19 protein-coding genes and 1 pseudogene are annotated in these 24922 nt (G+C 66.2%); 14 read left to right on the forward strand and 6 right to left on the reverse strand.

Going from position 1 to position 24922, the window contains the following annotated elements:
• The first annotated feature begins 183 nt into the window (after nucleotides 1-183).
• A complete protein-coding gene (locus tag N5C25_RS06305) occupies nucleotides 184-1509 on the forward strand; it encodes an NAD(P)-binding domain-containing protein (protein WP_260832898.1) in 1326 nt (441 codons plus the stop codon).
• A 38-nt stretch (nucleotides 1510-1547) separates the two neighbouring features.
• Here N5C25_RS06305 and N5C25_RS06310 read toward each other — a convergent pair whose 3' ends face one another.
• The 3 genes from N5C25_RS06310 to N5C25_RS06320 form a co-directional block, all read right to left on the reverse strand.
• Complete coding sequence (locus N5C25_RS06310) at nucleotides 1548-2657, reverse strand: polyamine ABC transporter substrate-binding protein (RefSeq protein WP_019659050.1); 1110 nt, start codon at nucleotides 2655-2657, stop codon at nucleotides 1548-1550.
• A gap of 91 nt (nucleotides 2658-2748) precedes the next feature.
• On the reverse strand, nucleotides 2749-4146 hold the full coding sequence (locus N5C25_RS06315; RefSeq protein WP_058979515.1) for a glutamine synthetase family protein: 1398 nt from the start codon (nucleotides 4144-4146) through the stop codon (nucleotides 2749-2751).
• Entirely contained in the window at nucleotides 4143-4904 is a 762-nt protein-coding gene (locus N5C25_RS06320; protein WP_058979512.1) for a gamma-glutamyl-gamma-aminobutyrate hydrolase family protein, read from the reverse strand. Before N5C25_RS06320 ends, N5C25_RS06315 begins: the two co-directional genes overlap by 4 nt.
• Nucleotides 4905-5104: 200 nt before the next feature.
• On the opposite strand from N5C25_RS06320, the gene N5C25_RS06325 reads away from it, so the two are divergent.
• Together N5C25_RS06325 and N5C25_RS06330 are read left to right on the forward strand one after the other, a co-directional pair.
• Nucleotides 5105-6343: an FAD-binding oxidoreductase gene (locus N5C25_RS06325; RefSeq protein ID WP_260832899.1), complete on the forward strand. Its 1239-nt coding sequence runs from the start codon at nucleotides 5105-5107 to the stop codon at nucleotides 6341-6343.
• A 196-nt stretch (nucleotides 6344-6539) separates the two neighbouring features.
• Nucleotides 6540-8150: an MASE1 domain-containing protein gene (locus N5C25_RS06330; protein ID WP_279936616.1), complete on the forward strand. Its 1611-nt coding sequence runs from the start codon at nucleotides 6540-6542 to the stop codon at nucleotides 8148-8150.
• Nucleotides 8151-8268: 118 nt separating this feature from the next.
• Here the strand turns inward: N5C25_RS06330 and N5C25_RS06335 are convergent, their stop codons facing one another.
• Entirely contained in the window at nucleotides 8269-8835 is a 567-nt protein-coding gene (locus N5C25_RS06335; protein WP_279936617.1) for a hypothetical protein, read from the reverse strand.
• 122 nt (nucleotides 8836-8957) lie between these two features.
• Here N5C25_RS06335 and N5C25_RS06340 point away from each other — a divergent pair, with 122 nt between their 5' ends.
• The 3 genes from N5C25_RS06340 (at nucleotide 8958) to N5C25_RS06350 (ending at nucleotide 12498) form a co-directional block, all read left to right on the forward strand.
• Complete coding sequence (locus N5C25_RS06340) at nucleotides 8958-10511, forward strand: MASE1 domain-containing protein (protein WP_279936618.1); 1554 nt, start codon at nucleotides 8958-8960, stop codon at nucleotides 10509-10511.
• Nucleotides 10512-10606: 95 nt separating this feature from the next.
• Nucleotides 10607-11950, forward strand: coding sequence for a diguanylate cyclase (locus N5C25_RS06345; protein ID WP_100448168.1), 1344 nt, complete (start codon nucleotides 10607-10609; stop codon nucleotides 11948-11950).
• An 86-nt stretch (nucleotides 11951-12036) separates the two neighbouring features.
• Nucleotides 12037-12498, forward strand: coding sequence for a bacteriohemerythrin (locus N5C25_RS06350; RefSeq protein ID WP_279936619.1), 462 nt, complete (start codon nucleotides 12037-12039; stop codon nucleotides 12496-12498).
• Here N5C25_RS06350 and N5C25_RS06355 read toward each other — a convergent pair.
• Nucleotides 12479-13771: an MFS transporter gene (locus N5C25_RS06355; protein WP_279936623.1), complete on the reverse strand. Its 1293-nt coding sequence runs from the start codon at nucleotides 13769-13771 to the stop codon at nucleotides 12479-12481. The two genes, N5C25_RS06350 and N5C25_RS06355, sit on opposite strands and share 20 nt — an antisense overlap.
• Nucleotides 13772-13927: 156 nt before the next feature.
• Between N5C25_RS06355 and N5C25_RS06360 the strand changes: the two are divergent.
• A pseudogene (locus N5C25_RS06360) lies at nucleotides 13928-14568 on the forward strand (hypothetical protein).
• Between the two features lie 170 nt (nucleotides 14569-14738).
• Here N5C25_RS06360 and N5C25_RS06365 read toward each other — a convergent pair.
• Complete coding sequence (locus tag N5C25_RS06365; protein ID WP_279936620.1) at nucleotides 14739-16235, reverse strand: aldehyde dehydrogenase; 1497 nt, start codon at nucleotides 16233-16235, stop codon at nucleotides 14739-14741.
• A gap of 104 nt (nucleotides 16236-16339) precedes the next feature.
• On the opposite strand from N5C25_RS06365, the gene N5C25_RS06370 reads away from it, so the two are divergent.
• The 7 genes from N5C25_RS06370 to N5C25_RS06400 all read left to right on the forward strand — a co-directional run bounded on the left by N5C25_RS06370 (nucleotide 16340) and on the right by N5C25_RS06400 (nucleotide 24888).
• A complete protein-coding gene (locus tag N5C25_RS06370; protein ID WP_279936621.1) occupies nucleotides 16340-17692 on the forward strand; it encodes an aspartate aminotransferase family protein in 1353 nt (450 codons plus the stop codon).
• A 63-nt stretch (nucleotides 17693-17755) separates the two neighbouring features.
• Nucleotides 17756-18634, forward strand: coding sequence for a hypothetical protein (locus tag N5C25_RS06375; protein ID WP_019659062.1), 879 nt, complete (start codon nucleotides 17756-17758; stop codon nucleotides 18632-18634).
• Between the two features lie 125 nt (nucleotides 18635-18759).
• Nucleotides 18760-20046 carry a DUF445 family protein gene (locus N5C25_RS06380; protein ID WP_279936622.1) on the forward strand — a complete coding sequence of 429 codons (1287 nt, stop codon included), beginning with the start codon at nucleotides 18760-18762 and terminating at the stop codon, nucleotides 20044-20046.
• Nucleotides 20047-20317: 271 nt separating this feature from the next.
• The gene (locus N5C25_RS06385) at nucleotides 20318-22516 is read left to right on the forward strand and encodes a TonB-dependent siderophore receptor (protein ID WP_058979493.1); all 2199 of its coding nucleotides are present in this window, start codon (nucleotides 20318-20320) and stop codon (nucleotides 22514-22516) included.
• 106 nt (nucleotides 22517-22622) lie between these two features.
• Entirely contained in the window at nucleotides 22623-22937 is a 315-nt protein-coding gene (locus tag N5C25_RS06390; protein ID WP_058979491.1) for a DUF3649 domain-containing protein, read from the forward strand.
• Entirely contained in the window at nucleotides 22934-24562 is a 1629-nt protein-coding gene (locus N5C25_RS06395; RefSeq protein WP_251102290.1) for a PepSY-associated TM helix domain-containing protein, read from the forward strand. The genes N5C25_RS06390 and N5C25_RS06395 overlap by 4 nt, the downstream gene beginning before the upstream one ends.
• Complete coding sequence (locus N5C25_RS06400) at nucleotides 24559-24888, forward strand: DUF3325 domain-containing protein (RefSeq protein ID WP_019659066.1); 330 nt, start codon at nucleotides 24559-24561, stop codon at nucleotides 24886-24888. The genes N5C25_RS06395 and N5C25_RS06400 overlap by 4 nt, the downstream gene beginning before the upstream one ends.
• The last annotated feature ends 34 nt before the right edge of the window (nucleotides 24889-24922 follow it).

Here is a 24922-nt window from a genome sequence, read left to right on the forward strand (position 1 = left end):
CTCCTCGACGCCCGGACGGCTGTCCCGGCCAGGCACCACGGGCGGCGGCCCGATCTGCAACATTTTTCAGAGCGTGATCCATTGAAAGCCCGGGACATTCCCCGCGCAATGCCCCGGATCTAGGCCTTGCATGGACCGACCCTGGTGATTTCCCCGGACAGCCCCTCCCCTTTCCCGCCCCGCTTGCCGAGTTCCCTGCCTGCGAGGCTGCCGCTGGTCATCATCGGCGCCGGCCAGGCCGGGTTGTCGCTCAGCGCACTCCTGCAGGAGGCCGGCGTCGAGCATCGCGTGCTGGAGGCCGAAACCGTGGGCTCCAGCTGGCGGCGGCGCTGGGATTCGTTCCAGACCAACACCGCCAACGCGACCATGGCCCTTCATGGCCATGCCTATGCCGGGGATGACCCGGAAGGGTTCATGGGGGCCCCGGAAGTGATCCGACGGCTGCGCGACTATGCCGACGAGCGCGCATTGCCGATCAGCGAGGGGTGCGTGGTCCATCGGGTCGGGCCCGAGTCCGGGGGTTATGCCATCGACAGCAGCCGGGGGCTGATCCATGCCCAGGCGGTGGTGGTCGCCACCGGTGAATACCGCCGGGCGCGGTTGCCCCGGGCCCCCTTCGCGCCCGCACCAGGCCTCACCGTGTTGCACTCCAGCGACTACCGAAGTCCCGGCCAGCTACCCGAGGGCGCGGTGCTGGTCATCGGCGGCGGCCAGTCCGGCGCGCAGATCGCCCAGGACCTGCGCGACGGTGGTCGCAGCGTGTACTGGTCACTGGCCCAGCGGCATTCGCACACCCGCCGGCTGCGCGGCAAGGACTCGATGACCTGGTGGGACATGGCCGGGCGCATCCACCAGCACGTGAGCGAATCGGCGGGAGTACTGGCGGGTGGGCCGGACGCGCTGCGCAAGGCCCGCACTGCGGAGTTCCCGCTGATATCCGGCAAGGGAAGCGCCGGCCTGGGCAGTTCGATCAGCCTGTTGGCGATGCACCGCGCAGGCATCAGGTTGCTGGGCCGGTTGCAGGAATTCAGCGGAAACACCGCCCGCTTCGCCGATGTCCGCCCGCAGCTGCACACCGCGATCGAGGCGACGCGGGCCGAATATGCCTATCTCGATTCGCTGGCCAGCGCGTACTACGCCACGCGGCCCGAACCGCGCACCGACGATGCCCGCTACATTCCCGAAGAGGTCTACCTGCACTGGGAGCCGGAACCGTCTCCGTGCGAACTGGATCTGCAGGCCGCAGGCATCCGCTCGGTGGTGCTGGCCACCGGTTTCGTCGCCGAATGGCCCTGGCTCGACGTGCAGGGCGTGCTGGATGCACACGGCTATCCGCTTGGCGACTTCGGTGTTTCCCCGCAGCCGGGGCTGTTCTTCATCGGCATGCACAACCTGCAGCGGATGAGTTCGTCGTTCCTGTGCAACGGCGGCCGCGACGCACGCGACCTGCTGCCGGCCATCCTGCAGCACCTTGGCCGAAGCGGGAGTACCGGCTTCGGCGCAGGTTAAGGGAGCCGCCGGGCAAGGCCCGACGGCGCCAGACCGGCTCAGCGGCCGGTCTTTACCTCGGTCCACAGCCGGGTGTAGAGCTTGTCGGTCTCCGGCGTGTTGATCGAGTAGGTGAACATCTTCTCGGCAACATCCGCCGGCGGATAGATGGTCGGGTCGGTGCGGATCGCCTCGTCCACCAGCGGCGTCGCGGTCGGGATCGGGTTGGCGTAGTGGATGAAGTTGGTGTTGGCCGCAGCGACCTTCGGTTCCAGCAGGTAGTTGATGAACCTGTACGCCGCTTCCGGATGCTTGGCGTCCTTTGGGATCGCCAGCATGTCGAACCACTGCGGGGCGCCTTCCTTCGGGATCGAATAAGCCACGTGCACGCCATTGCTGGCTTCCTCGGCGCGGTCGCGGGCCTGGATGATGTCACCCGACCAGCCGACCACCAGGCAGGTGCCGCCATTGGCCAGCGAACCCACGTACTGCGAGGAGTGGAAATTCTGCACGTACGGGCGGATCGACTTCAGCAGGTCGGCCGCCTTCTGCAGTTCGGCCGGGTCGCCGCTGTGCGGGTCCAGGCCCAGGTAATGCAGCGCGATCGGGATCATGTCGGCCGGCGTGTCCAGGATGGTCACGCCGCAGTCCTTCATCTTGCTGATGTTCTCCGGCTTGAACACCAGGTCCCAGCTGTTGGCGATGTCGGTGCTGCCACCGAAACGCTGCTTCAGCATGTCCACGTTGTAGCCGATGCCGGTGGTGCCGATCATGTACGGCACGCCGTACTGGTTGCCCGGATCCTGGGTGGCGATGCGCTTCATCACCGCCGGATCGAGGTTGGCCAGGTTCGGGATCTTGCTCTTGTCCAGCGGCAGGAACACGCCGGCCTGGATCTGGCGGCCGAAGAAGTTCAGCGTCGGCACCACCACGTCGTAGCCGCTGTTGCCGGCCAGCAGCTTGGTCTCGACCATCTCATCGCTGTCGAACACATCGTAGGTCACCTTGATCCCGCTCTCCTTCTCGAAGGTCGGAATGGTGTCCTCGGCGATGTAATCGCTGTAGTTGTAGACGTTCAGGACCTGGCTGTCCTGCGCGCCGCCGTTGCCACCGCCACAGGCGGCAAGCATGGCGGAGGCCAGGCCGAGCGTGAGGATACGCAGCTTCATCGGGTGCTCCAGAATGCGGGAAGGGGGGCCGGTGGTGCCGGCGACGGGTGCCAGCCTACCCCCCGGCGGCGGATTTTTCTATTCCGGATGCTCAGACGTTCAGCAGCAGGAACTCGCGCTCCCACGAGCTGATGACGCGGAAAAAGGTCTCGTATTCCTTGCGCTTGACCGAGATGTAGGCGCGGCAGAAACGCTCGCCCAGCAGGGCCTGGAGCTCGCTGCACTGCTCCAGCCCGTCCAGCGCCTCGCCCAGCGAGCGCGGCAGGTTGTAGCCCAGTTCCTTCGCGCTGCCGGTCACCGGCGCGTCCGGCGCCAGCCGCTCGCGGATGCCGAGCAGGCCGCAGGCCAGGGTCGCCGCCATTGCCAGGTACGGGTTGGCGTCGGAGCCGGCGAAACGGCTCTCCACGCGCATGTTTTCCGGCGTATCCAGCGGCACGCGCAGCCCGCAGGTACGGTTGTCGAAGCCCCAGTGCACATTGCTCGGCGAGACCTCGCCGAACACCAGGCGGCGGTAGGAGTTCACGTTCGGCGCGAAGAACGCCATCGCCTGCGGCGCGTACTTCTGCAGGCCACCCAGGTAATGGCCGAACACTGGGCTGAACGCGCCCTCGGCATCGGAATCACCGGCAAAAACGTTGCTGCCGTCACTCATCCGCACCAGGCTCTGGTGGATGTGCATGGCACTGCCCGGCTCGTTCTCCATCGGCTTGGCCAGGAAGGTGGCATACACGCCGTGGCGCATCGCCGCCTCGCGCATGGTGCGCTTGAACAGGAACACCTGGTCGGCCAGGTCCATCGCATCGGCATGGGTGAAGTTGACCTCCAGCTGCGCCGCACCGGATTCGTGGATCAGCGTGTCCACATCCAGCTTCATCGCATCGGCGTAGTCGTACATCAGGTCGAGGATCGGGTCGAATTCGTTGACCGCATCGATCGAGTACGACTGCCGCGCGGTTTCCGGGCGCCCGGAGCGGCCGGCCGGTGGCAACAGCGGGAAGTCCGGGTCGGTGTTCTTCTGCACCAGGAAGAACTCAAGCTCCGGCGCCACCACCGGGCGCAGGCCCAGCTCGGCGTAGGCCGCCAGCACGCGGCGCAGTACGTTGCGTGGCGCCAGCTCGTGCGGCTCACCGCTCTTGGTGTAGCAATCGTGGATGACCTGCGCGGTGGCGTCGGCCGCCCACGGCACCATGCGCACCGTGTCCGGATCGGGGCGCAGCATCATGTCCGAGTCGGACGGCGAGGTCAGCTCGTAGTAATCGTCAGGGAACTCGCCGGTGACGGTGGTGGCGAAGATGCCCTCAGGCAGGCGCGTGCCGTAGTCGTGCGAGAACTTGTCGGCGGGAATGATCTTGCCGCGCGCGTTGCCGGTGATGTCCGGCACCAGGCATTCCACCTCGGTGATGCGCCGCTCCTTCAGCCAGCGCAGCAGCGTGCTTTCCTGCGGTGCGGGGGGCGTGGCCGTCTTGCGCGGGCGCGTTCGGGAACTCATCGGGAATCCAGTCGGTTCTGTTGGTGCTGCCGGCAAGCCTGGCCGAACGCACGGAAAATAGCGTGATAGAACGGCGCCTGCATGACACGCCACTCCGGGTGCCACTGTACGCCGAGCACGAAACGATGGTGCAGGCTGCGTGCCGCTTCTACCAGCCCATCGTCGGCCACGGCCTCGACCTGCAGGCCCTGCGCGAGGCGGGCAATGCCCTGCCCGTGCACCGAATTGACCTGCGCCCGGTCGCTGCCGTGCCACTGCGCCAGCCAGCCATCGGCAACCAGGGTAACCGCGTGGGCCGGTCCGTACTGCACCTCCACCGGCGCCTGCGGGTCTTCGCGATGGTCAGCCAGGCCAGGCACCGCGTGTACCTGCGGATGCAGGCTGCCACCCAGCGCGACGTTCAGTTCCTGGAAGCCGCGGCAGATCGCCAGTACCGGAAGATCCTGCGCCAAAGCCTCACGCAGCAACGCGAACGCATTGGCATCACGGGCCGGGTCATGCAGATTGCCCGGCCAGCTGCGACCGCCCTCGTAGTGCTGCGGTTCGATGTTGCTGACCGCGCCGGTCAACAGCAGGCCATCAAGCCCCTGCAGCCAGTCGCCAACCGGCAAAGGAGGCTGCAGGCTCGGCAGTACCACCGGGGTCACTTCGGCGGCCTCGGCCAGCGCGTGCACGTACTTCTCGCCGGCCGCCGCGAAGCGGTGATGGCCGAGCACGGTACTGTCGGTGGGCAGGCCCACCCAGGGCAGGCGGCGCATGGAAAAACTCCTTGACGTGCCGACACGTTACCCGTCGCCCGGCGAAGGCGGCAAGTCGTCGCCGTCACACCATGGCTGTCACGCATCGGCGAAACTACGCGGGTGAATGCTGATCGTCCTCCCCCGCTCCCCCCTCCCGCACTGCGCCCGCGAGGCCTGCGGTGAGCGCCGCCTTCCCGCCCAGCTGGTACGCCGCCAGCCTGCCCGAACCGCCCGCACTGCCCTCGTTGCGGGGGGATGTGCAGGCCGATGTCGCGGTGCTGGGCGCCGGCTATACCGGCCTGACCGCAGCCCTGGAACTGGCTACGCGCGGCCAGCGCGTGGTGGTGCTGGACGCGCAGCGGATCGGCTGGGGCGCGTCCGGTCGCAACGGTGGCCAGGCGCTGGTCGGCTATGGCTGCGAGGTGGACGAACTGGAGCGTCAGCTCGGTCGTGATGATGCGCGCCACCTGTTCGACTGGTCACGCGACGCGGTGCAGGCGATGCGCGCACGCATCGATCGGCACGGCATTGACTGTCATTGGGTGGAAGGCCACGCCAGCGTCGCCATCCGCGAACGCCATGAGCGCGACCTGCAGGCCAACTGCGAGCATCTGCAACGCCACTACGACTACCCCATGCAGTGGTGGGACCGTGATGCCCTGCGCGCACAGCTGGACAGCCCACGCTACCGCGCCGCGATGTTCGATCCGCTCAGCGCGCATCTGCAGCCCCTGGCCTATGCCCGCGGACTGGCCGATGCGGCGCGTGCGGCCGGCGCGGTGATCCATGAGAACTCCGCAGTGACCCGCGTGCAGCGCGGACCGCAGCCCACCCTGCATACCACGCAGGGAAGCGTGCGCGCTGCGCATCTGGTGGTGGCCGGCAACGCCTGGTTGCAGGGCCTGCTGCCCGAGCTGGAACGGCGGATCATGCCGGTCGGCACCTATATCGGCGCCAGCGCACCACTGGGTGCCGAACGCGCCCGCGCCCTGATCGGCAACAACATGGCCGTGGCCGACACCGCCTGGGCACTGGATTACTTCCGTCTCAGCCACGACCATCGCCTGCTGTTTGGTGGCCGTGCCAGCTATTCAGCACTGCCCCCACCCGGCCTGCGCGGGGTGATGCAGCGGCGCATGCACCAGGTGTTCCCGCAGCTGGCCGACGTGCCACTGGAGCAGGTCTGGGGCGGTTATGTGGACATTACCCGCAACCGCGCCCCGCATTGGGGCCGGCTGGACGGCAATCTGTACTTCGCGCAGGGGTTCTCCGGCCATGGGGTGGCCGCCGCCGGGCTGGCCGGTGAGGTGATCGCCGCCGCCATTGCAGGCCAGCGTGAGCGCCTGGACGTGTTCCAGCGCCTGCGGCATGCCCCCTTCCCTGGCGGCCGGCTGCTGCGCACGCCGCTGCTGGTAGCGGCGATGTCGTGGTACAAGCTGCGGGATGCGTTGTGGTGAGCTGATCAGGGATCACACCAAGTCAGCTCCCTCGGAAACTGTGAAACCCGTCGCCACGGGAAATCATGTGATGATTTTCTCACTTGCCCGGCGCTGCGCTGAGGTGATTGCATAATCGAACGCGTGTCGATACCGTCGGTAAGGACCGGGTCCCGCGGCGAATGGATGCTGACAGGGAACGTACTGTGAAGGGGTAGTGCGATTGAACTGGTGGAATGAAGGCCTGCAGCTGAAGTTGCGCATCCATCCGGCAGGACTTGCCCTGGCTGTGCTGTATGCCATTGCCTGTTGGGCCACCCGCCAGTTGTCCCTTGATCAGTTCTATCTGCCCGCTGGTGTACGCGTGGCTGCGGTACTACTCTGTCCTCCTCGGCTTTGGCCCTATCTCCTGCTGGGCGAGTACGCCTATTTCGCACAGATGCGAGTGCCGATGATCGAACGGTACGGGCTGACATGGGTCATTCTCGGCTCGGTCTTCCAGATGCCGGTTGTAATGACGATCGTCTATCTCCATCGCAATGTAATCTCGGCAGTAAAGAACGCTTGGCTCATCTCGATTGCTGCCTTCGCTGCAGTTTCCGTCACACTGATCAACCTGCTTCTGGCGAACTCCCTCTGGCCAACACCTCCCGCTTTTCCGCTGCTGACCGGAATCGTCCGCCTGGTAGTAGGTGACTTCATCGGCATACTCACGTTTGCGCCGCTTGTGCTGCTGTGGTCGCGAGGCAAGGCTGAAGTGCAGGTCCGAAAACGGGATATCGCACAGATGGCAGGAGCACTTGCGCTGATGGTCGTGTTCGGCCTTTGGGCTGCGGACGTACCTGCTGATGCAGTGACGACAAAAGTATCCCTGCAACTCCTCATGGCGCTTCCCGCCGTTCTTCTCACATGCGTGTATGGGTGGCGGGGCGCCGCCATCGGCGTACCGACCCTGAACATGATTATCGGTCTGACAACACCCTCGTCTCACCCTGAGTCATTCGATCCTGCATCGTTCGCAACCCAGCAGATCATGGCCGTCACGGGCGCAGCACTGCTCATACTGGGCTCCCGAATCACTCACTACTATCACCGTTATCGACTGCGGGAGGTCGGCGAGAAAAATGCCATCAGACTTGCTCGGAGCTCCCATGTCGCCAGTGAGCTGGATCTCCGCGAACGCGCGTTGCATCTGCGGAAGCTTGGGGATGGCATAGATCATGCGCTTGACGAGGTGATCAACTGGCTTACTGCACAAGGCCATCATGCGATTGCGGAGAGCCTTGTACATGTGGCGTCGATTCATTCGCGCCAGTTCCGCGAGCAGACAAGCATGATTTATCCGACCACCCTGGAGCAGCTCGGCCTTTATGTTGCCCTACGAGCAGGTGGCGTTCGCGAAGCATGGGAAAAAACGGCCCGCGTAGCCAATCCGTCGTTGCTTGGCGACCCCTGTCAACTCAGTGTCGGACTGCAGCTTGCTGCCTACCGCACTGTGATAGATGCGGTGTCACTGCTGATCCAGGGTGAAACGGGACAGATCCACGTGCGGGCGCGTTGCGGACGGATGGGTTCGCATCGTGGAATCCTGATAGCGGTGTCAATGCTGGATCAACATCAACGCCTTTCGGACACGACCGTCGCCGCCGCGATGGAAAGACTGGCCGGCAGGACGCTTGCCTACGGCGGCACACTGAAATGCAACCGAAATCGCATCGTGCTGGCAATGAAGGAAACGGGTACAGCCGCTCCTCTGGATGCTTTTTCATCAGATGCCCGGAACAGCCTTTCGGGACTCGAAGCGGGTCCCTCACGCGCTCAGGCTTGAACGACAAGGTCTACTGACTTCTGTTTCGATAGCGGGCATCCCCCCCCCCTGAGCGTGACCGCAGAAACGTGCAAGCGGTTTTGATCGCTCGCACGCCTCAAGCCCTCCGGTCCGGGCGCTACGGTGTTTCGACAGACCAGATTTCGCCATCCGCGGTGGCATACCGCACCAGTACCACGTCCTGCGCACGATACACCTCGGAACGCTTTGCACCGGATGGGACAGTGAGTCGCTGACCGGGAAGCGAAACAAGTGCTGCGGACTTGCCGGCAGGCAATGCAAAGTACGCACCCGCGGCATTGCCGATGATCAGTTTCACCTGACCGGTCAGATCGTTGACCTGCAGGTAGACCATGCCATCGCGTTGGAAGGCATACACCTGCCAAGCGGGATCGGCGCTGATGTCTGCGGCAGCAGGGTTGGTCTCACCAAGGCCTGCCTTCGAAACTGCGGCACTTGCCAAGGGACTGCCGTGGTAGTCACCGCCCCCTTTATCACCCGCGAATACCGGAGCTGCGGCGAACAATGTTGCCCCGGCTACAACACCAACAAATATGGATCGCACAATGACCTCCTGGTCGGGATAAGAGCAGACAACCTCAAAACGATAGTAGCGTCTTCCCGCCACAACAAAGTGATTGACGGATAATCCGGACGATTTAGTTCCATTCGCCCCCTCCTGCACACCATGCCCGCACCATGTCATCTGCAGAAGAAGGAGGATGCTGATTGCGCCTGCGACGATCTAGTGGATAGTTTCCAGTAGCGGGCCAGCGGTAGCTGAGCGCGAGCAAAGGAGGCTTGTTTTTGGACCGATTCAAGAAGGCAATTGAACTGAGCTTCCGGATCCGGCCGGTCGGGATCACACTCGCGGCCGCCTATGCCTTGAGCTGCCTCGCCTCGCGCCAATTCTCGCTTGATCAGTTCTTCCTGCCCGCAGGCATCCGGGCAGCAGCACTGCTGATCGTCCCGTCCCGCTTGTGGCCCTACCTTTTGCTGGGGGAGTACGCATACTTCGCAACACTGCGCATCCCCATGATCGACAGCTATGGCTTGGCCTGGGTCATTCTGGCCTCGACGCTTCTGATGCCGATGGCGATGCTGGTAGTCCACCTTCACCTCAGGAGAATGCCGTCCGACGCAGCCACCGGCCTCTGGCTGCTGTCGTTGTCGATCTGCACGGCACTGTTCGTCCCGGCTCTCAACCTGAGCATTTCATATGTCCTCTGGTCGAATCCTCCGCCGAGCAACCTGCTGGACGCGGTCGACCGAACGATCTTTGGTCACTTCGCGGCCATCATTACCCTGCTCCCACTGGCCTTCCTTTGGGCGCAGCGGCACGTGGATCCCAGTTGGAGCACTCGCTTTGTCGCGCTTACAGCTGCGGCGATCCTGGCGATGCTGATACTGGGGCTAGGCATGCAACTGACGGACAGCAGCGCCCATACCACCAGCACACATCTTGTCCTTCTGTCGGCCCTGCCTGCCATCGCCCTGACCTTCATGCATGGCTGGCGCGGCGCTGCCATCGCAATTCCGCTGTTGAATCTCCCACTCCACGGCGCTACGCCCAGCACCGGCCTGCCCTCCTCTTTCGACCTCGGTACGTTCGCCACCCAACAGAACATGGCTGTGATCAGCGTCGCGTTGCTCGCGCTCGGATCCAGCATCAGCTATCACCATCAACGCGCGCGGGCCCGTTGGCAGGCTGAAAGGAACGCCCTGCGCCTGGCACGAAGCTCCCACCAGACCAGCGAGCGCGAGCTGCGTGAACGGGCCGCCCATCTGAAGCATCTGGGCGAGAGCATGGACAGTTCGCTCAGCGAGATGGTCAGCTGGCTGAAGGCTCAGGGCCATCATGCCGTGGCGAACAGCCTGCAACACGCGTCATCCGTGCACTCACGCCTGTTCCGCGAGCAGGCCAGCATGGTCTACCCCACCGGACTGGAGCAGGTCGGGTTGTACATCGCCCTGCACGCAGGCGGCGCATGCGAGATCTGGAACAACACGCATCGCGTCATTCCGCCCAGGCTGGCGGGGAACCCCTGCCTGCTGTCCGTGGATCTGCAACTGGCCATCTACCGCTCCTTGATCGAGGCGGTGTCACTGCTGCTGGAGCTGGAGACCGGGCAGGTCTGCGTGCGTGCCCGAAGTGGCCGGGCGGGCGGACGTCGCGGCGTCGTTGCTGTCGTGAGCCTGCTCGACCGTGGTTGCACGCTGTCGGCACCCACCACCGACCAGGCCGTCGAGCGCCTGGCCGGTCGAATGCTTGCCTACGGCGGTACAGTTCACTGCCGGGGCAACCGGCTGCGACTGGTCCTGCATGAATCGATCACCCACGCGGCGCCCGCGGCGGCCTGACACGGAATCTGGCGCGGCGCGCAACGTTCGCCGCTAAAGTTACACCCGAAACCGCCGCTATCCGTGCCGAGCCCTCCTTCGTGAGCCACCGCATCATGCCCGTCCTGCCGCAGGCCGCCGTCGATGGCGACCTGGCCGATCCCCTGCCACAGCGGATCCTGCTGGTCGAAAATTCCCGTGCGTTCACCGGCATGCTGCGCGAAGCCATCGAACAGCGTCTGGAACTGCCGGTGGTGATCGCTTCCACCCTCGCCGAGGCCGATCGCCTGCTCGGCGAAGGTGGCGGCTGGTTCCTGGTGCTGACCGGGCTGGTGCTGGCCGACGGCGACCGTGATGCGGTGGTCGAGTTCTTCCTGAAGCGCGACCTGCCAACGGTGGTGGTCAGCGGCGTGTACGACGAGGACCTGCGCAAGCGCGTGCTGCAGCAGCAGATCATCGATTACGTGCTGAAGAACACCCCCGGCAGCATCGATTACCTGGTGTGGCTGGTGCAGCGGCTGGAACGCAACCGCCGCATCGCCGCGCTGGTGGTGGACGATTCGCCGTCTGCGCGTGGCTACGCTGCGGCCCTGCTGCGCATGTACGGCCATGAGGTGCATGAAGCCGCCGACGGCAACGAGGGCCTGGCTGCCATCGAGGCGCATCCGGCAATCCGCCTGGCGGTGGTCGATCAGGAAATGCCCGGCATGCAGGGCGTGGAGTTCACCCGCCGCCTGCGTACCCTGCGCTCGCGCGACAAGGTGGCGGTGATCGGCATCTCCGGCAATACCGATGCCTCGCTGATCCCACGCTTCCTTAAGAACGGTGCGAACGACTTCCTGCGCAAGCCGTTCTCGCGCGAGGAGTTTTTCTGCCGCGTCTCGCAGAACGTGGACCAGCTGGAGCTGATCGGCACTCTGCAGGATCTGGCCACCCGCGACTTCCTCACCGGGCTGCCCAACCGACGCTTCTTCCTGGAACAGAGCCAGCGCCAGCTGCCACAGCTGCAGCTGCATGGCCAGTGCGTGGCGGTGGCGATGATCGACATCGACCACTTCAAGCACATCAACGACACCCACGGCCACGAGGCCGGCGATGATGCGCTGCGCTCGGTGGCCGGCGCGGTGGCCGCACATGCACGCAGCCAGGACCTGATCGCACGCTTCGGTGGCGAGGAGTTCTGCCTGCTGGTGCCGGACATGGAACAGGACGAGGCGCTGCTGTACTTCGAGGAACTGCGCCAGCGCATCGCTGCGCTGGAAGTGGACATCGGCAGCGCTACCCTGCGCATGACCGTGAGCATCGGCCTGTGCTGCCTGCGTCCGCAGCGCGATGCGCTGCACCGGCTGATCTCCGAGGCCGACCGCCAGCTGTACCTGGCCAAGGCCGGTGGCCGCAACCGGGTCAGCTGCACCACGGTGGCCAGCCCGCTGCGCCCCCGCGAGCCTGCTCTGCCCTGACCGGCCCGCCTTGATCCAGATCAACGCCGCACCCGCGCGGCAGTTCTACAGTCGGCCCCGACATACGCATGAAGGGGAGCCGGGGGATGGCACTACTGGTCTGGCAGGACGATCTGAACATCGGCATCGATGTGATCGACCAACAACACCGCCGCATCATCGAGATGCTCAACCACCTGCACGTGGCCCAAGCCAGCATGCAGCGTGCCGCGGTGGGTGAAGTGATCGACGAAGTGGTGGACTACACCATGTCGCACTTCGCGTTCGAGGAAGAGCTGATGGAAGAAGCGGGCTATCCGTTCTGTGCCGCGCACAAGCGCGTGCACGAGGTCTTCATCAAGCGCGTCTCGGAATACCGCATGCGCTTCCAGGCCGGCGAGGACATCAGCGATGAGCTGCGCACCATGCTCTCGCGCTGGCTGTTCAACCACATCCGCGGCGATGACCAGGCCTATGCCGAACAGGTCAAGGCGCACCTGAACCACTTTGCCCGCGAACACCAGGGTGGCGGCTGGCTGGGGCGCACGCTCAAGCGCTTCTTTGGTTGAGCCGCAGGGCGCGCCGGTGCAGTGCTACCAGCGCGCACAGGGTAGCTGCCGCAGTCAGGCACAGGTAGTAGCCGACCGCGACCAGGCCGAAGCGTTCCGCCAGCCAGGTGGCCAGGTACGGCGCCGGCGCCGCACCCAGAATGCCGGCCAGGTTGAATGACAGCGAGGCGCCTGTGTAGCGCACTTCCACCGGGTAGATTTCGGCCAGGAAGGTGCCACAGGGGCCGTAGGTCAGCCCCATCAGGAACAATCCCAGGCACAGGAACGCAGTGACCAGCCATGGGCTGTGCGGCTGGAACAACGGCGCGAACAGCACGCCGAAGCCGACGATCAGTACGCTGGCGACGATCATCGTTCGCCGCGTGCCCCAACGGTCGCCATAGCGCGCCGACAGCGGAATACCCAGCGCGAAGAACAGCATGCCGGCCATCTGCATCAGCAGGAACTGCTCGCGACTGTAGCCCAGCACCGCAGTTCCGTGGCCCAGGCTGAACACCGTCATCAGGTAGAACAGCACGAAGGTGGCGAAGGCACCGAGGGTGCCCAGCAGCATCGGCACCGGATGGTCACGCAGCACCGTCCACATCGGCAGCCGCACCGGCGCCTTGCGCTCCAGCGCCTTCTTGAAATCGGGCGTCTCGTGGATGTTCAGGCGCACCCACAGGCCAAGGCCGACCAGCAGCGCGCTGGCCACGAACGGAATGCGCCAGCCCCACTGCAGGAAGTCACCCTGGCTCAGGCAACGGCCCAACACCAGGAAGATGCCGGCCGACAACAGGAAGCCGAGTGGCGCGCCCAGCTGCGGGAACATGCCGTACCAGGCGCGCTTGCCCGGCGGAGCGTTCTCAGTGGCCAGCAGCACCGCCCCGCCCCACTCGCCACCCAGCCCCAGGCCCTGGCCGAAGCGGCACAGCGCCAGCAACGCGGGGGCCCACAGGCCAATCTGTGCATGGGTGGGCAACAGGCCGATCAGCACCGTGGACAGGCCCATGGTCAGCAGCGCGGCCACCAGCGTGGCCTTGCGGCCGATACGGTCACCGAAGTGGCCGAACACTGCCGAGCCCACCGGGCGCGCGATGAACGCGACCGCGAACGTTGCCAGTGACTGCAGCAGCGCCGCCTGCTCGCTGCTGTCCGGGAAGAACAGGTGCGGGAACACCAGCACGGCGGCCGTGGCGTAGATGTAGAAATCGAAGAATTCGATGGTGGTGCCGATCAGGCTGGCCAGCAGGACACGACGGGGGGAATTCACGGACGGCGCGGCAGCGGTGATCGTCGACATCGGCAACACGGGTAACGGCGGATCGCCCGATTCTGCCACGGGCCGATGGCCGCACGGGGCGATGGTTTCAGCCGACACCGATGCCAACGGAATTTTTCGGGCCACCCGCTAGGCTGCGCCACCGGTCCCTGCATGGACGCTTTGCCGATGACTGCAGTCGCGCTGTCGTGGTCCGATTCGCCGAAGCTGCCGCGGATGGCGGCGTGGCTGGTGGTACTGCTGGTGCATGGCGGGCTTGCTCTGTGGCTGCTGGACAGCGGCCGGATCGAACTGCGCAGCGACGACGGCCCACGGATCTTGCTGCGTTGGCTGCCACCGGAACTGCCGACGCCGGTAGCCAAGCAGCCCACCTTGCCCTCCGCACAGATGACGCGTCCGGCCGCATCGGTGATGCCCGCCCTGCCCCGGTTGCGCAGGCAGACAGCGCCCAGCCTGCCGCGGAAAACGCGGCTGCGGTGGCGCCACTGATCCTGAGTCTGCCTGCGGGCAGCATCGACGGTGGTGACGGCATCAGCGCTGCGGGTGTCGCTCCGCGTCTTATTGGTCGCCGCGAGATACACCCGGCATTCGCGGCGCGCCGCAACTACTTCCCGATCCGTCGGCAGATGACCCCCGAGCAGATCGTGCATGGCGTCGCGCAACTGCTGGGTTTGTGGCCACCGGGCTACATCGTCGACCCGTGCGAGCTGGGCAAGCAGGACATGGACTATTTCCAGAACGCCGTCGAAGAAGCCGACCGCGACATGCTGCGTGCGGCGGTGCTGCAGGTGAGCGCGCGTTGCCGGTAGTCGCATTACTGTGGCGTCGAGCTTGCTCGACGGCTTTTCGCATTTTGTAGAGCCGAGCCATGCTCGGCTGCATTTCGCGAAGAGCAGTCGAGCATGGCTCGACTCTACAAAGAGCAAACAGCAGCCGAGCGTGGGCTCGGCTCTACGAAAAGCGCTCGGCGGGCGCGTCGTTACAACTGGATCCAGGTGGCCTTGATCTCGCTGTACTTGTCGAATGCATGCAGCGATTTGTCCCGGCCGTTGCCGGACTGCTTGTAGCCACCGAACGGGGCGGTCATGTCACCACCGTCCCAGCCGTTCACCCAGACGCTGCCGGCGCGCAGCTGGCGTGCGACACGATGGGCGCGGCCCAGGTCACGCGTCCACAGGCCCGCCGCCAATCCATAGCGGCTGTCATTGGCCACGCGCAGCGCTTCGGCCTCGTCGTCGAAACCAAGCACGGCCAGCACTGGCCCGAACACTTCCTCGCGTGCCAACGCGTGGTCCGGACGCACCTGGTCGAACACCGTGGGCTGCACGTAGCAGCCGCCGGACTCCACCTCGGCCCTATGGCCCCCCATCAGCAGACGAGCGCCCTCGCCTTCGGCACGGGCGATATCGGCCAGCACCTTGTCCACGTGCGCGGCGTCGACCAGCGCACCCATCGGTGCATCGGCCTCCAGTGGATGGCGGGGCTGCATGTGCTGGCCATAGGCAATCACCTGGTGCACGAAGTCCTCACGGATCGAGCGCTGCACCAGCAGCCGCGAGCCGGCGGTGCAGACTTCGCCCTGGTTGAAGAAGATGCCCTGCGCCACGGCCTTGGCCGCTGCGTCCAGGTCCGGCGCGTCGGCGAACACCAGGTGGGGGCTCTTGCCACCGCATTCCAGCCAGACCCGCTTGAGGTTGGACCGCCCTGAACACTGCAGCAGCTTCGCGCCGGTGGCGGTGGAACCGGTGAAGGCCAGCACGTCCACATCCATGTGCAGCGCCAGCGGTTCGCCGACGCGCGCGCCATGGCCCGGCAGCACGTTCAGTACGCCCTCCGGCAGGCCCGCCTCGGCGGCCAGCGCCGCCAACCGCAGCGCACTCAGCGGTGACCGCTCAGAAGGCTTGAGCACCACCGAGTTGCCCATGGCCAATGCAGGCGCGATCTTCCAGCACGCCATCAGCAGCGGGAAGTTCCACGGCACGATGGCCGCCACCACGCCAGCGGCCTCGCGCGTGACCAGGCCAAGTTCGTGCGCGCCGGTGGGCGCGACCTCGCCGTACAGTTTGTCCACCGCTTCGGCAGTCCAGCTCAGGCAGCGCACCACGCCGGGCAGGTCGATGCGGCGTGCGTCGCGCACCGGCTTGCCCATGTCCAGGGTTTCCAGCAGGGCCAGTTCGTCGGAGTGTTTTTCCACCAGCGCCGCCAAGGCCAGCAGCACGCGCTTGCGGTGGGCCGGGCTGGCCTGTGACCAGTGACCCGCCTCGAACGCACGTCGTGCGGCCAGCACCGCGCGCTCCACGTCCTGCGCGTCGCAGTCGGCAACCGCTGCCAGCACGCGGCCATCGATCGGACTGATGCAGTCAAAGCGCGCACCGCTGGAAGCATCGACGTAGCGGCCATCGATGAATGCCTGGTTCGCCATCGACAGCTGCTGGGACAGCGCCTGCCAGTGGCTGCGGTCGGGGAAGTCGGCCATGTCGGGCTCCTCGCAAGAGTTTCCCCGGTTATACCGGCGTGGCCGCGACTCCACTGTGACGCGGCTGCGCTACATTCACCCCATCGGACCCCGATGGAGCTGGCATGAAACGTTCCGCGAGCGACCTGCACGACTTGGCCACCCAACGCCCGGAATCCCTGGACGCGTACTGGATGCCGTTCACCTCCAACCGCCAGTACAAGGCGGCGCCGCGTGTGCTGGTGCGTGCCGAGGGCATGCACTACGAGGATGTCGACGGCCGCCAGATCCTCGACGGTACCGCCGGCCTGTGGTGCTGCAACGCCGGCCACGCGCGGCCGCGCATCGTCGAGGCCATCGTCGAGCAGGCGCGCACGCTCGACTACTCCCCTGCCTTCCAGATGGGCTCGCCGCCGGCATTCGCGCTGGCGCAGCGGCTGGCCGCATTGGCACCAACGCCCCTGAACCATGTGTTCTTCACAAGCTCCGGCTCGGAGGCGGTGGATACCGCGATGAAGATCGTGCTGGCCTACCACCGCCAGCGCGGCGAGGGCCAGCGCACGCGCTTCATCAGCCGCGAGAAGGCCTACCACGGCGTCGGCTTCGGCGGCATGGCACTAGGCGGCTTGCCCGACAACCGCAGGGCGTTCGGCCTGCAGCTGGGCGGCGTGGACTACCTGCGCCACACCCTGGACCTGCAGCGCAATGCATTCAGCAGGGGCCTGCCGCGCCAGGGCGCTGAACTGGCCGACGACCTGGAGCGGCTGATCGCGCTGCATGACGCCTCGACCATCGCGGCGGTCTTCGTCGAGCCCATCGCTGGGTCCGCCGGGGTCATCCTGCCGGCGCCGGGCTACCTGCAGCGCCTGCGCGAGCTGTGCGATCACCACGGCATCCTGCTGGTGTTCGATGAGGTCATCACCGGCTTCGGCAGGGTCGGCATGCCCTTCGCCGCACAGCGCTTCGGGGTCACCCCCGACCTGCTGACCTTCGCCAAGGCGGTCAGCAACGGCGCGGTGCCGCTGGGCGGCGTGCTGGCCAGCGATGCGGTGCACGCTACGCTGATGCAGGCGCCACCGCAGGCCATCGAGCTGTTCCACGGCTATACCTACTCTGGTCACCCGCTGGCCTGTGCGGCCGCGCTGGCCACTCTGGAGGTCTACGCCGAGGAGCGCCTGTTCGAGCGGGCCATCGAACTGGGCGAATGCTGGCAGGAACGGCTGCATGCGCTGCAGGGCCTGCCCAACGTGATCGACATCCGCAACTTCGGGCTGGTCGGCGCGGTCGAGCTGGCGCCTCGCCGCGATGCGCCGGGCAGCCGGGGCTACGAGGTCTATCGGCGCTGCTTCCACGACGGCGGGCTGCTGGTGCGCTGTACCGGTGACATCATCGCGCTGTCGCCCCCGCTGATCGTGGACAAGGCGCAGATCGACCAGATCACCGGCACGCTGGGCGAGATGATCCGGGCCACCGCCTGAGCCCTGGCCGGCGGCGGCGAGCGGGTACAATGGGCGGTTCCGCTCCTGCTCGCTGCCGTGCCCATGGATATCGTCGTCAAAGAAGAACTCAAGGCCTATATCGACCCGCTGACTGCGGACGAACATGACGCGCTGGAGCGCAGCATCCTGGCCGAGGGCTGTCGTGACGCGCTGGTGCTGTGGGGCAACGTACTGGTCGACGGCCACAACCGCTTCGGCATCTGCCAGAAGCATGGCCTGCCCTTCAACACCGTACAGAACACCCGCTTCCAGAGCATGGAAGACGTGCACCTGTGGATGATCGAGCAGCACCTGGGCCGTCGCAGCGTGTCCGACTTCCAGCGCGGCGTGCTGGCGCTGCGCAAGCGCGACATCCTGGCCGCCCGCAAGCAGGTCGAGCAGGCCCAGCTGCAGCGCGAGAGCGACGGCACCGCGGACATCACCGACGAAGGCGGCGAAGACAGCCCGCCGTGGGAGCCGGCCCCGAAGCTCAGCCGTGCTGAGCTGGCCCGCGAAGCCAAGCTGAGCACCAGCCAGGTCGGCATGATCGAGCGCATCCATGCCCAGGCTGCACCCGAAGTGGTGGAGGCGGTGAAGGCCGGCGTGATCTCGATCAGCGCCGCTGCGGCCGTGGCCGACCTGCCCGAAGAGGAGCAGCGCGCTGCCGCCGCCGGTGGCAAGGACGAGCTGAAGCAGGCCGCCAAGCGCGTGCGCGAGTCCAAGCGCAAGCCGCGCGCGCCGAAGCCGGAAGCAGCCGAGATGGATTTCGAGGAGGCAAATGAGGACGAGATCGCCAGCCGCGACGCCGAAGTGCTGTTGGCGCTGGAACAGCTGGGCGAGGATGCCCCGGCCCTGCGCCGCCGCGTGGTCGCGTTGACCCGCGAGAACGACACCCTGCGCGCGCAGCTGGCCGCGCTGCGCAAGCAGCTGGAAGCGCTTTAAAAAACGCGAACCTCTCATGTAGAGCCGAGATCCTATGTTCGGCTGCGGTCTGCCGCGCGCAAGGCAGCCGAGCATGGGCTCGGCTCTACAGGCAGGCATCACCGGGCTGCGGTTAGACTCGTGCAATGACGCCTGCCCACGATCCGCGCCGCGCCCAGCTGCGGCGCCTGAAAGCCCTCGCACTGGGCCTGCTGCTGTTGATGCTGGCCGGATTCGCGATCAGCCACTGGCAGGGCGAGCGCGGCATCTGGGCCTGGGTCTCGGCCTTCTGCGAAGCAGCGGCCGTGGGCGCGCTGGCCGACTGGTTCGCTGTGGTCGCGCTGTTCCGGCGGCCGATGGGCCTGCCGATCCCGCACACCGCGATCATCCCGCGCAGCAAGGAACGCATCGGCGACAGCCTTGCGCTGTTCGTGCGCGACCAGTTCCTGGAGCCGGGGGTGCTGCTGGCCAAGCTGCAGGTATTCGATCCGGCCAGCCGCCTCGGCAGCTGGCTGGCCGACCCGGCGCGCTCGCGGATGCTGGCCGACATGGCCCGCGGCTGGGCGCTGCAGGCACTGGATTTCTTCGACGAAACCGCCGTACGCCGCCAGCTGCACGCCTTTGTGGTGCAGCAGCTGCGGCAGTGGAATGCCGCCGCCACCGCCGGTGAGCTGCTGGCCCTGCTGACCGCCGATGGGCGCCACCAGCGCGTGCTGGACGAGGGCCTGCAGCGCCTGGGGCGCTGGCTGGAGCAACCGGAAGTGAAGGAGCGCGCCTCGCAGCTGATCGTGCGTTACATCCAGCGCGAATGGCCGACGCTGTCGAGCACGGTGAACTGGGTCAAGCCGATCGACGAGATCGGCGACAGCCTGGCCGAACGCCTGGCCCGCGCGGTGCTGGAAGAGCTGCAGCAGGTGCTGGCCGAGCCGCAGCATCCGCTGCGCCAGGACTACGAGACCTGGTTGCAGAACTACGTGCAGCGCCTGCGCGAGGATCCGGCGCTGGCCGAGCGCATCGAGCAGCTCAAGGACGAAATGATCGACCACCCGGCCCTGCAGGAGTACGTGCAGGGGCTGTGGGCGCGCATCCACGCCAGCCTGCGGGCGGACCTGCAGCGCGAGGATTCGGCGCTGGTCGGCCACCTGCAGCGCAGCCTGGGTTCGCTCGGTGCCAGCCTGCAGGCCGACCCGGCGCTGCGCGAGGCACTGAACCAGCATCTGATGGAAGGTGCGCAGCGCCTGACCGGGCGCCTGCGCGAGGGCGTCACCACGCATATCGCGCAGACCGTGAAGGGCTGGGACGAGCGGCACCTGGTCGAACAGCTGGAACTGAGCGTGGGCCGTGACCTGCAGTTCATCCGCTTCAACGGCACCCTGGTCGGCGGGCTGATCGGCCTGCTGCTGCACGCTGCGACGGTCCTTTTCCACTTCTGAAGCCTCCCTGCACGGGAGCGGGTGCCGTCACGCTTGATTAACGAAATGCGAATGCCTATCATTTGCCAATCGGTTGTACGCTTAGCCAAGCGGGGCACGGAAGCACGCACCCACCCGCCCCTTCGCCCGTGTACATCCCCCGACTACCGGGTCGCCCGCACTGCGCGGGTGGCGCACCGTCGATGGGACTCGCTGGGCGACGTGCGCGGAGCGCGCGGTTGCTGCGCCTGCGCATTCCATCGCCTGTTTCGTCCTGCATGGAATCGCACCGATGGCAATGCCGCTCAACCTCCCTCGTCCCTCTCTGCTGGCCCTGGCCGTGACCGCACTGATGATCGCTCCGCTGGCACACGCCGACGGCACCGCTGAATCTTCCGCGCGCACGCTGGACACCGTGAAGGTGACCGCCGATGGCGAGATTCCGAACAGCTACACGGTGAAGAACGCGCGCAGCGCGACCAGGCTGGACCTGTCGTTGCGCGAGACGCCACAGTCGGTGACCGTGATCACCCGCCAGCGCCTGGACGACATGGGCCTGTTCTCGCTGTCGGACGTGATGGGCCAGGTGACCGGCGTCAGCGTGTCGGTCACCGACAGCGAGCGCATCAACTATGTTTCGCGCGGCTACACCATCGACAATTTCCAGATCGACGGCATGCTCAACACGTTCGGTGGCTCGGTCAAGACCAACACCGACAGCGTGATCTACGAGCGTATCGAGGTGATCCGTGGCGCCACCGGCCTGACCACCGGCGCCGGCGATCCCTCCGGCACCATCAGCATGATCCGCAAGCGCCCCACCGACACCTTCCAGATGGGCGCCAACCTCACCGTGGGACGCTGGGGTAACCGCCGCCTGGAAGCCGATCTCGGTGGTCCGGTTGCCTGGGACGGCCGCATCCGTGCGCGCGTGGTCGCGGTCAAGCAGCAGAGCGATTCATTCCGTGATGTCTATTCGCTCGACAAAGATGTGTTCTACGGCATCGTGCAGGCCGACCTGAGCGACAGCACGCTGTTCGAAGTGGGCTACGAATACCAGTCGCCGCGTACCACCGGCGTGACCTGGGGCGTGGTGCCGTACTGGGGCGCCGATGGCACGCCAGCCAACCTGCCTCGCTCGACCAACCTGTCGGCCTCGTGGAGCGCCTGGCCGATCGTGGAGAAGACTAGCTTCGCGCGGCTGGAGCAGCAGCTCGGCAACGGCTGGTCGGTGAAGGGCAATATCAGCCACGCCGTGCGTGATACCGACGGCAGCGTCTGGTACGGCGCCGCCGGCAATCCGCGTGCCGATGGAACCGGCGTCACCGCCTACATCTCTCACTTCAACGAGCACAGCACGATGGACGTGTTCGACGTCAACGTCGGCGGCCCGTTCCAGCTGTTCGGTCGCGAGCACGAACTGGTGTTCGGCCTGGGCCAGTCGGTGCGCAAGGGCGAGTCGGAAGGCATGGACTTCGACTACGACGATGCCTATGCCGTGGTGCCGGACTGGCGCCACTGGACCGGCAATGTGCCGGTGCTGCCGGTGACCCGCCTGGGCAGGCTGTCTTCGCAGAATGAACTGCGCCAGCGCGCAGCCTACGTTGCCGCGCGGCTGCGCCTGGCCGACCGGCTGCTGGCGGTGGCAGGCGCGCGCTACGGCAGCTGGGAAACCCGCAGCTGGGCCTATGGCTACGATGCCAATGGCAACCGCAATCGCACCACCCGCACCGGCTACAGGCCGGACGACATGCTCACCCCGTATGCCGGCCTGGTCTTCGACTTCAATTCGATCTTCAGCGGCTATGTCAGCTACACCGACATCTTCAAGCCGCAGAACTACCGCGACCGCAATGGCAACTACCTGGAGCCGGTGGTCGGCAACATGTACGAAGCAGGCGTCAAGGCCGAGTTCTTCGGCGGCCTGCTCAATGCCTCGGCCGCCGTGTTCGAGGGCAAGCAGGACAACGTCGCCGAGATCGATGATTCGGTGCCGGTGAACTCGCTGCCCGACGGCAGCCAGGCCTACCGCTCCACCGGCAAGGGCAACAAGGTCAAGGGCTGGGAGATCGAAACCCAGGGCAGCATCGGCGAGCAGTGGAACGTCTCGGCCGGTTTCGCCCACACCGTCATCCGCAACAAGGACGGCGTGCTGCAGCGGACCACCGCCCCGCAGGATACCTTCCGGCTCAACACCAGCTGGCGCCCTGGCGGTATCGACGGCCGCTTCTGGCTGGGTGGTGGCGTGACCTGGCAGAGCAGCATCTGGAACACCAGCACCAAACCCGACCGCAGCAAGGCCAGGATCACCCAGGACGCGTTCTACCTGGTCAACCTCGCCGGCGGCTACCGCTTCAACGAGAACTTCAGCGCCCAGCTGAACATCAACAACCTGCTGGACAAGAAGTATTTCAACAACGTCGGTTTCTACAACGGCGTGTACTGGGGCGAACCACGCAATGTCACCGTGACGCTGCGCTGGAAGCTCTGACCCTGATGGATGGCACCGGTTCTGCGACCGGTGCCAGGCCAGGGATGGCCTCCTCCGGCGCACTGCGGTGCGCCGGCCCTCTTCCACTGAAACCTGCAGGAACGCCGTGGACCGCTCGCCCGCAACCGCCAGCCCCCGCACCTTCTTCTCCAACCCGCGCTGGGGCGTGCTGTCACGTTCGTTGGCCGCGATCTTCGGCGGCTATGCGCTGGCCTCGATGACCAGTGTGTTCTGCGCAGTGGCGCTGCCCGGCGCGCGCGGCCAGACCGTGCTGACCGGCATGCTGCTGGCGATCCTTGTCGCCGCCGGTGCCGCACTCTGGGCGTTCGCCACCCGCAGCGCGCTGCGCGCCTGGGTCGGCATCCTCGCCCCCACCCTGCTGATGGCGGCCATTGCGCGCATGCTGGGGGCCTGGGCATGAAGAACGGATTCCGCCAGTCGATGGCCTGGCTGCATACCTGGACCGGCCTGCTGGTCGGTTGGTTGCTGCTGCTGATCTTCATGGCCGGCACCGCCAGCTATTACCGCGAGGAAATCAGCCGCTGGATGCGCCCGGAGCTGCCGTCCAGCAACGTCAGCATCGACGTGGCCGCGCAGCGCGCGGTGGACTACCTGCAGGCCAATGCGAGCCACGCCGAGAACTGGTTCGTCACCCTGCCGCAGCCGCGCAACCCGGCCATGCAGATGTTCTGGCGGCTGCCACCGGAACTGGCCGACCCCAGCCGTGGCCGCCGCGGTGGCTTCGGCGACGCCACGCTGGACCCGAACAGCGGCCAGGCACTGAAGGCGCGCGAGACCCGTGGAGGCGACTTCTTCTACCGCCTGCACTTCGACCTGCACTACATCCCGGTGTACTGGGCGCGCTACCTGGTCGGGTTCTGCGCGATGTTCATGCTGGTGGCGATCATCACCGGCGTGATCACCCACAAGAAGATCTTCAAGGACTTCTTCACCTTCCGCAAGGACAAGGGCCTGCGCTCCTGGCTCGACTTCCACAACGTCAGCGCGGTGATGGCGCTGCCGTACCACGCGATGATCACCTACACCGGCATCGTCACCCTGATGATCATGTACCTGCCGTGGGGAGTGAAGGTCGCCTACCCCCAGGACGAGGACAAATTCATCAGCGAGGCTTTCGGCGGCCTTCCGGAAGTGACCGCGCCCGCCGAGGGCCGCGCCACGCCGCTGCCGATCGCACAGTTGCTGGACAGCGCACGCGCGCATTGGCACGGCGTGGAGGTGGCCGGTTTCACCGTGTCCAATCCGGGGGCGGCCAATGCGGTGATCGACATCCGCCAGCGCGATGGCAAGCGCCTGTCCATCGACACCCCGGCCGTGCGTTACGACATGGTCAGCGGTGCTCTGCTTGAGGAAACGCCGCCATCGGGCGGTGCCACCGCCACCCGTGGTGTGCTGTACGGCCTGCACCTGGCGCGTTTTGCGGACTGGGGCCTGCGTGCCCTGTTCTTCCTGTCCGGTCTGGTGGGCTGCCTGATGGTCGCCAGCGGCGTGGTGCTGTGGGCGGTGAAGGAACGACCGAAGCATGCCAAGAGTGGACGCACCGGCTTCGGCCTTCGCTTGGTCGATGCGCTCAACATCGGCACCGTGGCTGGCCTGCCGATCGCCTTCGCGGCGTACTTCTGGGGCAACCGCCTGCTGCCGCTGGACATCGCCGAGCGCTCGAGTGCGGAGGCCAACGTATTCTTCTACGCTTGGGCCGGCGCGCTGCTGGCCGCCTTCATCTGGCCGAGGCGAATGATGTGGGCGTGGCAGCTCTACCTGGGCGCGGCCGCGTTCGCACTGGTGCCGGTGGTCAATGCGTTGACCACGCATGCGCACCTGGGCAACACCCTGCGCAACGGCGACTGGGTACTGGCCGGCGTCGATCTTTCGATGATTGTCTTCGGCGCAATGCTGGCGATGTGCGGCTGGCGCATGCAGCGCTGGACGCCACCGCTGAGCGCGGCCGAGAAGAAGAAGCGTGCGGCGGCGGCGGCGGCGCCAGTGGCTGTGGTCGAAACCGCCGAAGCGGAGGCCAGTGCATGATGCTGCTGGCGTTGACCCTGTCGTTTTCCGCGTTCACCGCGCTGTCGCTGGCGATGGAAAGACACCAGTACGACCTGCACGGCAAGGCTGCGGCCAGCCCGGCACGGCGCACGCAGTGGCGGGTGCTGGGCTGGGCCCTGCTGACGGTGGCGTTCGCGTTGTGCGTGGCCGATCACGGCTGGGCGATGGGCCCGGTGCTGTGGCTGGGCGCAATGACCATGTGCGGCGTGGCACTGTCGTTCGGGCTGTATCCGTACCGGCCGAAGTGGATCGCACCGCTGGCGATCACGCTGCCGGCGCTGGGGCTGGTGGTGGCGTTGCTGTAACCGCCATCCACGCATGGCGTGGATCTACTGAACA

The organism is Stenotrophomonas sp. GD03958 (assembly GCF_029839005.1).
In the GTDB taxonomy this organism is placed as follows: Bacteria; Pseudomonadota; Gammaproteobacteria; order Xanthomonadales; family Xanthomonadaceae; genus Stenotrophomonas; species Stenotrophomonas hibiscicola.